Origin of the sequence: Brachyspira hyodysenteriae ATCC 27164 (assembly GCF_001676785.2) — a bacterium.
GTDB lineage: Bacteria > Spirochaetota > Brachyspiria > Brachyspirales > Brachyspiraceae > Brachyspira > Brachyspira hyodysenteriae.
Genome location: NZ_CP015910.2, coordinates 1,618,982 through 1,635,113 on the forward strand (window position 1 = coordinate 1,618,982; position 16,132 = coordinate 1,635,113).

11 protein-coding genes are annotated in these 16,132 nt (G+C 24.8%); 3 read left to right on the plus strand and 8 right to left on the minus strand.

Annotated features, from left to right (window positions below; genetic code table 11):
- Positions 1-31: 31 nt before the first annotated feature.
- From BHYOB78_RS13770 to deoD, 6 genes are all read right to left on the minus strand, one after another.
- Positions 32-868 carry a sulfatase-like hydrolase/transferase gene (locus BHYOB78_RS13770; RefSeq protein WP_051089233.1) on the minus strand — a complete coding sequence of 279 codons (837 nt, stop codon included), beginning with the start codon at positions 866-868 and terminating at the stop codon, positions 32-34.
- The gene (yidC, locus tag BHYOB78_RS07050) at positions 777-2,972 is read right to left on the minus strand and encodes a membrane protein insertase YidC (protein WP_244269309.1); all 2,196 of its coding nucleotides are present in this window, start codon (positions 2,970-2,972) and stop codon (positions 777-779) included. The genes BHYOB78_RS13770 and yidC overlap by 92 nt, the downstream gene beginning before the upstream one ends.
- Positions 2,959-3,300, minus strand: a complete 342-nt coding sequence (locus BHYOB78_RS13510) for a hypothetical protein (protein ID WP_145945202.1) — start codon at positions 3,298-3,300, stop codon at positions 2,959-2,961. Before BHYOB78_RS13510 ends, yidC begins: the two co-directional genes overlap by 14 nt.
- Before the next feature lie 118 nt (positions 3,301-3,418).
- Positions 3,419-6,412: a YidC/Oxa1 family membrane protein insertase gene (locus BHYOB78_RS07055; RefSeq protein ID WP_065203214.1), complete on the minus strand. Its 2,994-nt coding sequence runs from the start codon at positions 6,410-6,412 to the stop codon at positions 3,419-3,421.
- Between the two features lie 471 nt (positions 6,413-6,883).
- A complete protein-coding gene (gene aroF / locus BHYOB78_RS07065; protein ID WP_012670125.1) occupies positions 6,884-7,927 on the minus strand; it encodes a 3-deoxy-7-phosphoheptulonate synthase in 1,044 nt (347 codons plus the stop codon).
- Between the two features lie 317 nt (positions 7,928-8,244).
- The gene (gene deoD, locus BHYOB78_RS07070; RefSeq protein WP_012670126.1) at positions 8,245-8,943 is read right to left on the minus strand and encodes a purine-nucleoside phosphorylase; all 699 of its coding nucleotides are present in this window, start codon (positions 8,941-8,943) and stop codon (positions 8,245-8,247) included.
- A 321-nt stretch (positions 8,944-9,264) separates the two neighbouring features.
- On the opposite strand from deoD, the gene BHYOB78_RS07075 reads away from it, so the two are divergent.
- Together BHYOB78_RS07075 and BHYOB78_RS07080 are read left to right on the plus strand one after the other, a co-directional pair.
- The gene (locus tag BHYOB78_RS07075) at positions 9,265-9,837 is read left to right on the plus strand and encodes a GNAT family N-acetyltransferase (RefSeq protein WP_012670127.1); all 573 of its coding nucleotides are present in this window, start codon (positions 9,265-9,267) and stop codon (positions 9,835-9,837) included.
- A gap of 18 nt (positions 9,838-9,855) precedes the next feature.
- Positions 9,856-10,218, plus strand: coding sequence for a methionine-R-sulfoxide reductase (locus BHYOB78_RS07080; protein WP_012670128.1), 363 nt, complete (start codon positions 9,856-9,858; stop codon positions 10,216-10,218).
- 79 nt (positions 10,219-10,297) lie between these two features.
- Here BHYOB78_RS07080 and BHYOB78_RS07085 read toward each other — a convergent pair whose 3' ends face one another.
- Complete coding sequence (locus BHYOB78_RS07085) at positions 10,298-11,698, minus strand: alanine/glycine:cation symporter family protein (protein ID WP_012670129.1); 1,401 nt, start codon at positions 11,696-11,698, stop codon at positions 10,298-10,300.
- A gap of 618 nt (positions 11,699-12,316) precedes the next feature.
- Here BHYOB78_RS07085 and clpB point away from each other — a divergent pair.
- Complete coding sequence (clpB, locus tag BHYOB78_RS07090; RefSeq protein WP_020063647.1) at positions 12,317-14,896, plus strand: ATP-dependent chaperone ClpB; 2,580 nt, start codon at positions 12,317-12,319, stop codon at positions 14,894-14,896.
- Between the two features lie 44 nt (positions 14,897-14,940).
- On the opposite strand, the gene BHYOB78_RS07095 is transcribed toward clpB, so the two are convergent.
- A complete protein-coding gene (locus BHYOB78_RS07095) occupies positions 14,941-15,984 on the minus strand; it encodes a hypothetical protein (protein ID WP_020063648.1) in 1,044 nt (347 codons plus the stop codon).
- Positions 15,985-16,132: the final 148 nt, after the last annotated feature.

Consider the following 16,132-nt stretch of genomic DNA (forward strand, 5'->3'; position numbering starts at 1 on the left):
TCTTTAACAATATCTTTATCCTCTAGATCTGTTACAAATTTTTTCCAATTATTAGTGTCAAATATATTATCTTTAACATGATAAAATTTTCTAAAAGAAAACATATTTGAATATTGTAACCCTCCTGCCATTCTTTAGAAAATATAATATAAGCTCCATTAGTTTTGTAATCATTAGTTATGATTTTATTATTGAATGGATTTCTAATATTATGTATATGTTTTGTTACTAAATACGGCACATCAGCAACTGTTGAAAAATTAGTATCTATAATTAATTCACCCCTAGAATTAAAATCTTTATATATTAATAAAGCATTAAATAAATTAATAGTTAATTTATAATCATCATTAATGTCATAATTATTAAGTCCATAGAGAGGAAATCCATGATCAGAAACAACTATTATTTTTGTATTATCATATAAATTATTATCTTTTAAATAATTTATAAAATCAACTATAACATTCATAGAAGCAATATTAACATAATAATGTCTAACAGAATTATCATCTTTATATAAAAATATATCATCATCATTAACTTTAGAAGCTGATATTCCAGGCAAATAATTTACATTAAAATAAGATGGAAAATGAGTTGCCATATTATGTAATATATTATAATAATTTACATCATCATGAATTTTTACTAATTTTTTGGTATATGATAAAAGTGTATAATAATAAATACTAGAATTAATAAAACTATTTACATTAAAATTGAACCATTTTTTATCATCATAAAATACGTATCTTAAATTAATTGGAAGCATTCTAAATATTGAAAATCTTATGGATACTTTTTTTAAATATAATTTGCTGTTTTTCTTCTCTATTTTTATATGATTCAATATTCTTTTCAACATGATAATCATTATAGGATGATATATTACTATAATTTTGAAATATACTTAAATCTGGTATATCCGAAAAATTAGCATATGCAGGATCCAATATTGAAGATTTATATCCATAATTTCCCAATACTAATGGTATCATTAATAAAGATTCATTATGCTTTTCTTTTATTATATAATTACCATTTGTACTCATTTCATATGGTAAATAATCATATCCACAATATATAGAACCTATTCCTAAAGTTGTACTACAAAAAGAAACATTATTTTTATAAAATACAAAACCATCAAATTTAGTTTTAAATTCGGGGTATTTATTAATTGCATCATACCAATAAGATGAAACTGCTCTATCTAATATAAAGACAAAAATATTTTCACCATTCTTAGACAAATTAAACATTTTATTATCATCTATATTATTATTAACATTTATTTTTTCTAATTGTAGCTGTTCTGTTATTATTCCTCTAATATTAAATACAGACACAGAAAATAAAGCTAATAATATAATAAAATAAATATTAATAAAAAACATAAGTCTTTTTTTCACAATAGATAATGTAAATAATAAAATTACAGATAATATTAATATTATATTAAATATTATTTGATTAGTAGATGCTTTTAATAATTCAGTATTATCAAATATAAAATCCGCATCAATATTTACATAATTACCTGTCATAATAAATGTATTAATTAATACTATCCCAGAAATAAAAATTATAATTAAAGTTAAATAAGATTTAATTTTATCTGAAAATAATAAATATATAAATAAAGGGTAAAATAAAAATAATCCTATACTTATTGATAACGTATTTATAATTAAATAATATGGCTGCATAAATTCTTTAGGGGAATCATATATTAACGATGTAATTATAAATAATCCTGATAATATAGTGATAACTAAACATGAAACAATAATTAATTTATTTCTATATTTTATAAAAGAATATTCTATATCCTCAGTTTTTAAAATAAATTTATAAATAATTTTAATGTTAATTATAAAAAAAAGTAATAATAATATAATATAAATATTAATTGAATAAGATTTAATACTTAAACTATAAATTATCTCTATATTTTCATCAATATTCTCTATATTTTTATTTAATTCAACAATTGCAAATTTTGTATTAGCCCCTGTAATTTCTATATTATCTATATATTTTGAAAGCTTGTTAGTATTTATTTTTAAATCAAATATATCACTACTTCTAAATATATTACTATAATACATTACTTTGGCAATATATTTAGTATTAATAGAATCTTCAGAATTAGGTTTAAATTCAGATAAATATCCCTTTCTCTCTATCTTAGATAAAACAATAAGTAATACAAACAATACTGTAACAATAATAAAAAATATATTATAAGCCTTTAATAATTTATATCTATTTCTTACAAATATTTCATATAATTTAAACTCTATTATTATATTTTTTATAAAAGAAAATAAACAATTTATAGTCCAATAAAACAAAAGTCCTGATGGAGAATTATAAAGAAGCAATAAAAATATTAATGATACTACATATAAAGGTAAACTCTCTTTGAACTTTAATTTTCTAGAATAAACAAAACCAGCTAATAAACTAAATAAAGTCATTAAAAATGGAAGCAGATTAATACTTATATTACCAATATGAATTAAGGCATCTGGCTTAGATAAATCTTTGATAAATAAAAAACTCTGACCGCTTAATCCTGATAAACTATGTACAAAATTATATGCCGCCATAAAAAATGGTATCTGTATCAAAAGTCCTAAAGTACCACGAAAAGCATATATTGTTTTGTATCCATTGATTCTTTGACAAGTACGTATTAATAAATAACGTTGATCTCCTTTATATACAGCCTTTATATTATCTATCATTGGCTTCATCTTATCCTGAATGGCTCTTTCCTTAGCCTGCCAAGATTCTGCTATATTATATAATGGAAGCGATAAAAAATTTATACATAAACTGAGTAAAAATAAACTTACTCCATAACTTGATTTAAATTCTACACTGAATAAATAAAATAATATTTCTATAATAAATTCTATTGGATATATTATAATATTATAAATAATATCAAAAAAGATCATAATACCCCCAAGATATTAACTTTTCTGAGTTTATGATTTTTTTGATAAACAAATGATATGTTTTTTCTATGTAATAAAAAATATATATAAAATTTAAGGACTGTTGATTGTTGATTGTTGATTGTTGATTGTTGATTGTTGATTGTTGATTGTTGATTGTTGATTGTTGATTGTTGATTGTTGATTGTTGATTGTTGATTGTTGATTGTTGATTGTTGATTGTTGATTGTTGATTGTTGATTGTTGATTGTTGATTGTTGATTGTTGATTGTTGATTGTTGATTGTTGATTGTTGATTGTTGATTGTTGATTGTTGATTGTTGATCATAAGTTTTCCATATATCAATTTTTTATATTCTAATATTAATTTAGAAATATTGCAATTATAAAAAAACATTAAATATTTTTAACAAAAAGAATTATATATTTTTGTATATATTATAATATTATTCCCACATACGCTCATCAAATTCTAATGGTATTTCCTTCATACTTTTGTCTTTTTGCATCTCAAATTTAGACCAGTTATTTATATCGAATATATTATCTTTTACTCTATAAAATTTCATATTATTTCCTTTCCAAGGCAAAGCCATCATATAAATACCATTATTTTTATAATTGTTAGTTATTAACTCATTATTGAAATAATCTTTTATATTTGGAATATGATTAACGGTTAAATATGCAATGTCACCAGATGTCATAAAACTATTATTTATTTCTATCTCACCTCTTGAATTGAAATCTTTAACCATTAATAAAGAATTATACCAATTTACAAAAAGATTTGTTGAAGAAGAAGTATTAACAAACCACCCATGATCAGAGGCCACTATAATTTTTGTATTATCATAAACATTATTGTTTTTCAAAAAATCTAATAATTCAATTATTAGATTTAATGCAGCTCCGTTACAATAAAAATGTCTAACACTAAAATCATTTTTGTAATTTTTCAAATCATCTGAATTTACATCAGTAGTACGGAAATTAGGTAGAAAATTAGAATTATATGCTCCTGTTTCATGTGTAATCATATTATGCAATAAATTATAATATCTTTCTTTTTCATCTGTAACATTAATATTTTTTTTCAAATATGACATAATAGCATAAGTATAAATACTAGAATTAATTCTATTATTATTCATAAACCAGTTTTTATCACTATAAAATGAATGTCTTAGATTAATTGGAAGCATCCTAAATATAGAAAATCTTATAGTCAAATACTTGCTTGTATTATCATTTTTAGAATTTACGTTGCCAATATAATCTTTTATTGCATTATCTTCAAATGAAGAATTAGCATAAGCACTTACATTTTGATAATTACTAAATATAGTAGTATTTACCATATCATAATTACCGTTAATAAAAAGAGGTTCCAAAATACTTGTTTTATATCCATATTTCTCTAATGCCAAAGGTATTGTAAGAATAGCTTCATTATTTACATCTACTCCATTACTTGTTATACCTTTTGGTGATGTAAAACCATCAAATAAGTCTTTTTTCTTTAGATTATATGCTGAATAATTATATCCGCCATATATAGATGACATACTAGAACTTGTATTTAAACCTAAAGATACAGTATTAGGATAAATAACAAATCCGTCTAATTTTGCTTTATATTCAGGAAATCTTTCTAAAAGATCTAACCAATGTGATGGTATTGCTCTGTCTAAAATCAAAACAAATATATTTTCACCATTTTTTGATAAATTAAATATCTTAGAAGTATCTATATTATCATTATTATAAGCACTTATTTTCTTTAATTCATTTTGACCTATAATTATATTCTTTATATCAAATATAGAAACTGAAACTAAAGCAATTATTATTATAATATATATATTCATTATAAATATAAATTTTCTTTTAATCATTAAAAATAAAAATATAGAAATGATTAATAATATTAAAAATAAATTTAATATTATTTGATTTGAAGATGCTTTTAATAGATCAGTATTATCAAATATAAAATCCGCATTGATATTAATATAATTACCCACCATAATAAATGTATTAATTAATACAATTGAAGCTAAACAAACAAATATTATAGTCATTATATTTTTTATCTTATCTGAAAATAATATATATATAAATAATGGATAAAATAAAAATAATCCTAAACTCATTGATAAATCATTAAAAATCAAATTAAACGGAGATCTAAATTCTTGCGGAGAATTACCTATCAGAGAACTAGGAATAAAAAGTCCAGACAATAAAGATATAACCAAACATGATAATAAAATTAAATATTTCCTATTTTTTATAAAAGACTTTTCTACTAAAAAAACATTTAAATTAAATATATTATTAATTCTTTTTAAATTAAAAAATATTAAAAGAATTAATAATAATACATAGTATGAAATAAAAGTTTGTTTGATAAATAATTTATAATAAAGATTTATAGTACCTATATTTTCTATACTATCTTTTAACTTAACTGTACCATATCGGCTTCCTCTGTATTCAAATGTTATATCAATAACATTGCTGTCAAGTTTATTATTATTTACTAAAACTCCATATATATCACTATTTCTAAAAACTTTACTGTAATAACCTAAACTAATATTATATGTATAACCATCTATAAGCTTAAAATCTGTTAAATAACATTTTCTTTCTATATTACCTAAAGAAATTAATGATATTAATAATACTGTAATAATGATAAAAAATATATTATAAGCCTTTAATAATTTATATCTATTTCTTACAAATATTTCATATAATTTAAACTCTATTATTATATTTTTTATAAAAGAAAATAAACAATTTATAGTCCAATAAAACAAAAGTCCTGACGGAGAATTATAAAGAAGCAATAAAAATATTAATGATACTACATATAAAGGTAAACTCTCTTTGAACTTTAATTTTCTAGAATAAACAAAACCAGCTAATAAACTAAATAAAGTCATTAAAAATGGAAGCAGATTAATACTTATATTACCAATATGAATTAAGGCATCCGGCTTAGATAAATCTTTGATAAATAAAAAACTCTGTCCGCTTAATCCAGTTAAACTATGTACAAAATTATATGCCGCCATAAAAAATGGTATCTGTATCAAAAGTCCCAAAGTACCTCGAAAAGCATATATTGTTTTGTATCCATTGATTCTTTGACAAGTGCGTATTAATAAATAACGTTGATCTCCTTTATATACAGCCTTAATATTATCTATCATTGGCTTCATCTTATCTTGAATGGCTCTTTCCTTAGCCTGCCAAGATTCTGCTATATTATATAATGGAAGTGATAAAAAATTTATACATAAACTGAGTAAAAATAAACTTACTCCATAACTTGATTTAAATTCTACACTGAATAAATAAAATAATATTTCTATAATAAATTCTATTGGATATATTATAATATTATAAAATATATCAAAAAAGATCATAATACCCCCAAGATATTAACTTTTCTGAGTTTATGATTTTTTTGATAAACAAATGATATGTTTTTTCTATGTAATAAAATATATATATAAAATTTAAGGACTGTTGACTGTTGACTGTTGACTGTTGACTGTTGACTGTTGACTGTTGACTGTTGACTGTTGACTGTTGACTGTTGACTGTCATTTTATCTCCTTATTTTTTGACTTATTAATACTAATATGAATTCATAATTTTTGCAATTTGCTTAAATATAAAAATATTATTTCCTCATATATTAATTAAACTACAATTATATTAATAATTGATATTATAGTTTTTACAAAAAAAGATTTAAATAATAATTATTACTATTTAATTCGATTTATTATAATATTAATTTATAAATATTGCAATTATTTTAAATATAAAAAAAAGATATAAATATAAAATATTATATTTATATCTTTAATAATATTTGTTATAGAAACTAATTATTTGGTATAAATTTTACCATTATGTTTTTCTTTTATTTTAGCAACGGTGTCAGAAATCATATTAACTGATTCCATAATATCAGCAAATACATCAGGCTTTATAGATTGTGCACCATCACATAAAGCATGCTCAGGATCATTATGTACTTCTATAATCATACCATCCGCACCAGCAGAAATAGCAGCCAAAGTAAGAGGAAGTGCCATCCAAGATTTTCCGCTTGCATGCGAAGGGTCTCCAATAACAGGTAAATGACTTAATCTTTTTATTGCAGGAATTGCTGAAACATCAAAAGTATTTCTAGTATAAGTTTCAAAAGTTCTTACACCTCTTTCGCATAATACAACATTATCATTACCTTGATTAAGTATATATTCTGCACTCATAAGCCATTCTTCTATAGTACTTGATAAACCTCTTTTTAAAAGTATAGGCTTTTTTAATTTTCCTACTTCTTTTAAAAGCTCGAAGTTCTGCATGTTTCTTGCCCCTATTTGAATCATATCCACAGTATTTTCAAAATCTTCTAAATGTCTTATAGATACTATTTCACTTACTATAGGAATACCTACTTCTTCTTTAGCAAGCTTTAATATTTTAAGTCCGTCAAGTGCTAATCCCTGAAAAGCATAAGGTGAAGTTCTAGGTTTAAAAGCTCCTCCTCTAAGTATTGAAGCCCCAGCAGCTTTCACACTTTTAGCAATATTAATAACCTGATCCTCACTCTCAACAGAACAAGGACCAGCTATAATAACAGGTTTACCCTCACCTATTTTTACACCGCTTACATCTACTACAGTATCCTCTTTTTTGAATGCTCTATTAGCTCTTTTGAATGGCTCCTGAACTTTCAATACTTTAGAAACGCCAGGCAAAGAAGCTATTAATTCTCTATCTATCTTTGAAGTGTCTCCAACCATTCCTATTACTGTATAATCTACTCCGACACTTTTATTTATACCAAGACCTGCATTTGTAAGTCTTTCTATAATATTGTTTACATGTTCTTCTTTAGCATTTGGTTTCATTACTACTATCATAATATAATTCTCCTTAAAAATAATTTTAAAATTTTATGCATAAAAAATAGATAAAGCTATAAACAGTAAGCTACTATTTGTAACTTAAATAATTAATAAAATATATGTGTGTGTTTAAATTAGAAAAATAGATACTCTGGCGCCTTAAACGCCATAATAGAAAAAGTAATAAGCGTAGATGCTTTTGAAATTATTTGAAACAATAATACCTTTCATAGTAATTAATTATATACAAATTATAAAAAAAGTCAAGAAATTATAAAAAAATAATAAGCATTCATAAAAATAAATTTATAAATGCTTATTATTTATATATTTTAAGCTAATGACAAAGCAACTTCCATCATATTAGTGAAAGTTTTTTCTCTTTGCTCTGCAGTTGTAGCCTCTCCTGTAACTAAAGAATCAGAAATAGTTACCATACAAAGAGCATTAACATCGGAATAAGCAGCATTCATATATAAAGCAGCTGCCTCCATTTCAACAGCCAATACCCCCATTTTTGCCCATTTAGGAGTGGCATTATTAGCACCATAAAACACATCAGATGAAACTATATTTCCAACATGATAATTTATTTTCATTTCATCAGCTTTATTAACAGCCTTTCTTAATAATTCATAACTAGCTATAGGTGCATAAGTTCCAGGAAGTTCATACTGTGCTGCATAATTAGAATCTGTACAAGCTCCCATTCCTATAACTAAATCACCAATATGAAGTTTATCAACTAAAGCACCTGCAGTACCAATACGAATTAAATTCTTACAGCCATAAAAATGTATAAGCTCATAAGAATAAATACTGCATGAAGGCATTCCCATACCTGTACCTTGAACAGAAACTTTCTTTCCTTTATATGTACCAGTGAATCCAAACATATTTCTAATAGAATTATATTGTGTGACATTTTCCAAAAAATTTTCTGCTATAAATTTAGCTCTTAAAGGATCTCCAGGTAAAAGTATAGTTTCTGCAATATCGCCTTTGTTTGCTGCTATATGAGGTGTAGCCATAATATTATTCTCCTTTATTATTTTTTATTATTATAAATATTAATCTTTTTTATATCAAGCAAAATAAATTTAGTAATATTTTTTTAGTTAATTAATCAGTTATATTAATATACTTACATATTTTTTATATAAAAAATTTTAATACTTCATTAAACTACAATAGAAATATAATTTTGTTTATTATAATTTAAATTATTTTCTCAAAATAAATTTAATAGTTTTTTATTAATTAAAAATTGACTTATAATTTTTTTTATAATATTATTTATAAAATAAAATCTAATTAATAAATATATACTAAAGGAGCTATTCAATTAATATATGAAAATAAGATTAGCAAATATTGAAGACGCTTCACAAATTCTTTCAATATATTCTCAGTATATTGATACAAGCATAACATTTGAATACAAACTTCCAACTTTAGAAGAGTTTAAAAATCGTATAGAAAATATTATAAAAAAATATCCTTATTTAGTATGCGAAGATGAAAACAATAAAATAATAGGATATTGTTATGCTAATAAATTTCTTGAAAGAGAAGCATATAATTGGAGCTCTGAGCTATCTATATATTTAGATAAAAATAATATTAATAGAGGAATAGGAAAAAAATTATGCTCTATTATTATTGAAATTTTAAAATATCAGGGAATCAAAAATATTTATTCAAAGATTACAGTACCTAATACAAAAAGCGAAAAACTTCATCATTCATTAGGTTTTAATCTAATAGGAACTTATAACAATATAGGATATAAAAATGGCAAATGGCATAGTGTTAGATTATTTGAAAAAGAACTTATTTTTGATTATGATAATCCAAAAGCTATAATACCAATAAAAGAAATAGACAAAGAAAAAATAATATTTTTTATAGAAAATTATAAATAAAATGGAGGAAATATATTTATGGAAAAAAGAGAATTAACAGAAGAAGAAAGAAACGTAATAATTTTTAAGGGAACTGAATATCCTTTTACAGGTGAATACAATGATTTTTTTGAAGAAGGTGTTTATTGCTGCAAACAATGCGGTGCAGAATTATATCGTTCTGAAGATAAATTCAAATCACATTGCGGCTGGCCTAGTTTTGATGATGAAATAGAAGGAGCAATTAGAAGAACATTAGATGAAGACGGATACAGAATAGAAATAACATGCAATAGCTGCGGAGGACATTTAGGACATGTATTTGAAGGAGAACATCTAACAGAAAAAAATACAAGACATTGCGTAAATTCAATCTCTTTAATATTTAAACCTAAAAAATAATTATGATTCTAAATAAAAAAAGGACTTATATATTTTTATATAAGTCCTTTTATTTTTTATATATTTATAATATAAAAATTTATTTTTTATTCAATTCATTATACTCTTTCAATAACAGTGAAACAACACTTCCCAATGCTAAAAGTCCTAAAAGGTTTGGTATAACCATAAGCCCATTAAAAGTATCTGCCAATGACCATACTAAATCAACTTTCAATGCTGAACCTAATAACACGAAACCTACAACAAATACAGCATAAACTTTGGCAGCTTTAACACCAAATAAATATTTAATATTCTGCTCTCCAAAGAAATACCATCCTATTATTGTAGTGAAAGCAAAGAAAAATAAACATACGGCAACGAATATAACACCAAAATAACCGAATCCCAATCTGAATGCTTCCTGAGGCAATCCAACACCTTTTAATATTTCAGGTATATCAGCAGCAGATGTTAAAGGATATATTTGTGTCTGCAAAATATTTGAAGTTAATATAACTAAAGCAGTTAAAGTTACAACGATAAAAGTATCGAAAAATACACCTATCATAGCAACAACACCCTGTTCGCATGGATGTTTAACTTTAGCTAAAGCATGAGCATGAGGAGTAGAACCCATACCTGCTTCATTAGAGAATAAACCTCTTGCCACTCCGAAACGCATAGCCTGCTGAACACCTATTCCCAAACCTCCGCCTATAACAGCCTGAGGATTAAATGCAGATGTAAATATTAAAATTATAGAAGAAGCTAAATTCTCAATATTCATTAAAATTATTATCAAAGAACCTATTATATAAAATAAAGCCATTATAGGTACAATCTTTTCAGCAAATGAAGCTATTCTTTTTAGACCTCCTATAAATATAAAAGCAGCTATTAAAGCACATATTATACCAACATATATAGGCTTAATCTGAGGAAATGCATTAACAAAAGCACCGCTTATAGAATTTGACTGCACCATATTTCCCATAAAACCTAAAGCTAATATAATAAATATTGCAAATAAAACAGATAATATTTTACCAAACCATCCTTTATAAGCTGCCTGAATATAATAAGCAGGACCTCCTATAATATGACCGTCCTCTGTTGTAGTTTTATATTTTTGTCCCAAAGATGCTTCTACAAATATAGTAGCCATTCCTAAAAAAGCAGAAACCCACATCCAAAATATAGCACCAGGACCTCCTGATATTAAAGCTGTAGCAGCCCCAGCTAAATTACCTGTACCAACCTGTGCTGCGATTGCTGTTGCTAAAGACTGAAAAGAACTCATACCTTCTTTACCTGCGGATTTACCCATTAATGAAAGACTTCCGAATGTTCTATCCCACCCATCTTTAAATTTGAAAATTTGTACGAATTTAAATCTTATAGTGAAATAAATTCCGCTTCCGCATAGTAAAATTATTAATAAATAATCCCACAAAAAACTGTTAACCTTCGCTACTATAGATGATACAGTATCCATAATAAACTCCTATGATTTTTTATTTTATATTACAAAAAAATATTTCTGTCATTATCAAAATTAGTAAAAAAGTTACTAAAATATATTGCATCATTATTAAAATATTATATTGATACAAAAATTATTAATAAGCAGTTCACAATTCTTAACAATATTACTTTCCATATAATTGAATAAATTTATTAAATTATTCGCGTAGTATTATATCATAAATAGTATTTTTTTGATATAGTATAACACATATTAATATAATAAAATATAAATAATAGTAATTTTCATTATAATAAAAATTAATTGATTTAATTTAAAAATTAATTTTTTACAAAAATATATAAACATATCAATACGCAATACAAATTTATAGTATTATTTTAATACATAATATGATTTTATGTATATAAAAATTATACAATTATTCCAATAGCCATATAAAAATAATCATAAAAAATATAATTACAATGTATTAAAATAAAACATTTCAAACCTATTAATTGGCATATTTTTTGCATATATAGAAGTGTACAGCAATTAAATGCTGAAATAAAATTATTTAATTAAAACTTAAATAATTAATCTATAAAGGAGTTAGGCGGTTTTAAACCGTTAATTAATTAGAATATGGATTATAATAAATATACAATAAAAGCCCAAGAGGCAGTAAATGAAGCTGCTAATATAGCTAATGGCGAAGACCATAATGAAATAAAAAGCGAACATTTACTTTTAGCATTATTAAAACAAGAGGACGGACTTATTCAGCCATTAGTAGAAAGAATAGGTGTTCCTATAAACACATTGATAGATAAAACTCAAAGATTAGTTGATGAAAATGTAAAAGTTACAGGCGAAAATGTACAGTTACATCTATCTACTAATGCCGGTAAAGTTTTAGCAAAAGCAGAAAAAGAAGCTAATGCTTTGAAAGATCAATATGTATCTACAGAGCATATATTCTTAGCACTTGTTGAAGCTGACAATAAAGCAGGAGATATGCTTAGAAAAAGCGGAATAAGTAAAAAAGAAGTTTTAAGTGCATTAAAAGATTTAAGAAAAGGACAAAGCGTTAATAGCCAAGACCCAGAAGCTAAAATGCAGGCACTTGATAAATATTGCCGTGATTTGACAGCATTAGCAGAAGCAGAAAAAATTGACCCTGTTATAGGACGTGATGAAGAGATAAGACGTGTTATGCAGGTATTATCAAGAAGAACAAAAAATAATCCAGTGCTTATAGGTGAGCCTGGTGTTGGTAAAACTGCTATTGTTGAAGGACTTGCTAGAAGAATAGTTTCTCAAGATGTACCTGAAGGACTTAAAGATAAAAGATTATTAGCTTTGGATTTAGGTGCTTTGGTTGCAGGCGCTAAATTTAGAGGAGAGTTTGAAGAGAGATTAAAAGCTGTTATTACAGAGATAGAAAAATCTGAAGGCAACATAATATTATTTATAGATGAGCTTCATACTCTTGTAGGAGCTGGTGCTACTGAAGGTGCAATGGACGCTTCTAACCTATTAAAACCTGCATTGGCAAGAGGTGAATTAAGAGCAATAGGTGCTACTACTTTAGATGAATACAGAAAATATATTGAAAAAGATAAAGCACTTGAGAGAAGATTCCAACAAGTTTATTGTAAAGAACCTAGTGTTGAAGATACTATTTCAATACTTAGAGGTTTAAAAGATAAATACGAAGTTCATCATGGTGTTAGAATAAAAGATGATGCATTAGTTGCTGCTGCTGTTTTATCTAACAGATACATAACTAATAGATTTTTACCAGACAAAGCTATTGACTTGGTAGATGAAGCTGCAAGCCAATTAAAAATAGAGATAGACAGTCAGCCTACTGAACTTGATAAAATTGAAAGAAAACTTTTACAGCTTAATATAGAAAAACAAGCTCTTTCAAAAGAAAATGATGCAGCTTCTAAAGAAAGGTTAGAAAAGTTAGAAAAAGAATTATCTGAACTTTCTGAAGAACGTAATGCTATGAAACTTCAATGGGATAACGAAAAAGGAAGAATTGAAGAGACAAGAAAAATAAAAGAAGAACTTGAGGCTTTAAATATAAAAGAAACTCAATATACAAGAGAAGGAAATTTAGCAAAAGCTGCTGAAATAAAATATGGTAAAATACCGGAATTACAGAAAAAATTAGAATCAGCAGCTAAGGCTATGGAAGAAGCTAAAAACTCTGATAAGAAAAGACTTTTAAGAGAAGAGATTTCTGAAGATGATATAGCTAGAGTAATATCTGTATGGACTGGAATACCTGTAAGCAAAATGCTTGCAAGTGAAAAACAAAAATACTTACAGCTTGAAGAAGTATTACATAAGAGAGTTGTAGGACAAGATGAGGCTATAACTTCAGTTGCTGATGCTATTAGAAGAAACAGAGCAGGACTTTCAGATGAAAATAAACCTCTTGGAAGTTTCTTGTTCATAGGACCTACAGGAGTTGGTAAAACAGAGCTTGCTAAAACACTTGCTGATTTCTTATTTAGTGATGAGCATGCTTTAACAAGAATCGATATGAGTGAGTATATGGAGAAATTCTCTGTTACTAGACTTATAGGAGCTCCTCCAGGATATGTAGGTTATGATGAAGGAGGACAATTAACAGAAGCAGTTAGAAGAAGACCTTATTCTGTTATACTATTTGATGAGATAGAAAAAGCTCACCCTGATGTATTTAATGTTTTACTTCAGGTATTAGATGATGGAAGACTTACTGACGGACAAGGAAGAATAGTAGATTTCAAAAATGCTATTATCATAATGACAAGCAATTTAGGTTCTGATCTTATTCTTGAAGCTAACGATACTAATGATATCAAAGAAAAGATTCAGGAATTACTAAAAATGTCATTTAGACCAGAGTTCTTAAACAGAATAGATGAGATAATAACATTTACTAGACTTGACAAAAAATACATTGCTGAGATAGTAAGAAATCAAATAGCAAGAGTTGCCAACAGACTTAAAGACAGAAGAATAACTTTAGATGTAAGCGATGAAGCTATAGACTATATTGCTGATATTGGTTATGATCCTCAGTTTGGAGCAAGACCATTGAAAAGAGCTATACAAAACTTTATAGAAAATCCTTTAGCTAAAGAAATGCTAGCAGGTAAATATTTAGAAGGAGATACTATAAAGGTAAAAAAATCTGGAGATAGTTTAGTATTTGAAAAATAAATAATTTAATAATAAATAAGGCTATATAATTTTTTATATAGCCTTTAATCATTTTTATATTTTAAAATATAATTTAATGATTCTTTTATTTCTTCTATTTTTATATCTTTATAATTAAAATAGTCTTTTATATTTAGTTTAATCATATTATCAATTTTTAATTTTAAATAATTATCTATAATTTTAATACCTGTTATAGAAATATCATTATATAATTCATTTCCAAGATATTTATTTAATGAGTTAATATAATAAATACTCATAGAATTTCTAAAATTATCTCTGAGTTTTCTTATGGAAATAAACCAGCCTAATTTTTTAATCATTTTTTTAAATTCGTCCAAATAAATAATATCATATATATTTTTTTTATCTCTTAAAGGAATTATAGGATAAATTTTATTTTTAGATTCAAATTCATTTTCAGAAATTGTATAAAAGTTATATATTTTAGAAAGTATAGAAAAAATACTTTGATCATGTCTATTTTCAATAAATATATCTGCATTTTTAATTTTGGAAGGACTATCATCAGCTAAAGAAAAATCATCATAATAAACTTGAAGCCATTTTTTTAAAAATTCTATATTCATACTATTTTTTAAAAATAAAAAATAAGTTGTAAAAATTTGAGGGGTATCTGTAATATTTTGATTATTTAATACATTTAAATAATTAAATAAATCTGATTTTGTCCACTTTTTTTCAGGTGAATTTAAACCTAATTTAAAACATAATCTACTATTATCTATAACCAAATCCAAATATTCATAAAATCTATCAATACCTTCTTTATTGAAATGACAGCCTATATCAGCATAAACTAATATATCATTATCATTCATAGATTCCAACGTTTTAAGAACAATAAATGGTTTCCAACACCAATATCCAAATCCTCTGCTATATACTAATTTAGAACGGAATGCTTTTTCAAATTTTTCATTGTAAGGTAAATTATATTCATTATAAATAAAAATTTCATCGAATATATTAAAACTCTCTGCTTGTTTTTTAAATCTAATTGCGGATAAATATAAATCTAAATTATGGAATGCACATAAATATACTTTTCTATCTTTATACATTATACATCCCATAAACATAATAAAAAATTAATTTTTTTATTATAATAAAATATTTAAAGATATTAAAAAGTTTAATTACTTGACTTGACTTGACTTGACTTGACTTGACTTGACTTGACTTGACTTGACTTGACTTGACTTGACTTGA

Bases quoted from the DNA above. Each gene is read 5' to 3' on its own strand.
- aroF (WP_012670125.1), bottom strand. From the start codon at position 7,927: ATGATAGTAGTAATGAAACCAAATGCTAAAGAAGAACATGTAAACAAT.
- BHYOB78_RS13770 (WP_051089233.1), bottom strand. From the start codon at position 868: ATGTTGAAAAGAATATTGAATCATATAAAAATAGAGAAGAAAAACAGC.
- BHYOB78_RS13510 (WP_145945202.1), bottom strand. From the start codon at position 3,300: ATGATCAACAATCAACAATCAACAATCAACAATCAACAATCAACAATC.
- yidC (WP_244269309.1), bottom strand. From the start codon at position 2,972: ATGATCTTTTTTGATATTATTTATAATATTATAATATATCCAATAGAA.
- BHYOB78_RS07095 (WP_020063648.1), bottom strand. From the start codon at position 15,984: ATGTATAAAGATAGAAAAGTATATTTATGTGCATTCCATAATTTAGAT.
- BHYOB78_RS07080 (WP_012670128.1), top strand. From the start codon at position 9,856: ATGGAAAAAAGAGAATTAACAGAAGAAGAAAGAAACGTAATAATTTTT.
- BHYOB78_RS07055 (WP_065203214.1), bottom strand. From the start codon at position 6,412: ATGATCTTTTTTGATATATTTTATAATATTATAATATATCCAATAGAA.
- BHYOB78_RS07075 (WP_012670127.1), top strand. From the start codon at position 9,265: ATGAAAATAAGATTAGCAAATATTGAAGACGCTTCACAAATTCTTTCA.
- BHYOB78_RS07085 (WP_012670129.1), bottom strand. From the start codon at position 11,698: ATGGATACTGTATCATCTATAGTAGCGAAGGTTAACAGTTTTTTGTGG.
- clpB (WP_020063647.1), top strand. From the start codon at position 12,317: ATGGATTATAATAAATATACAATAAAAGCCCAAGAGGCAGTAAATGAA.
- deoD (WP_012670126.1), bottom strand. From the start codon at position 8,943: ATGGCTACACCTCATATAGCAGCAAACAAAGGCGATATTGCAGAAACT.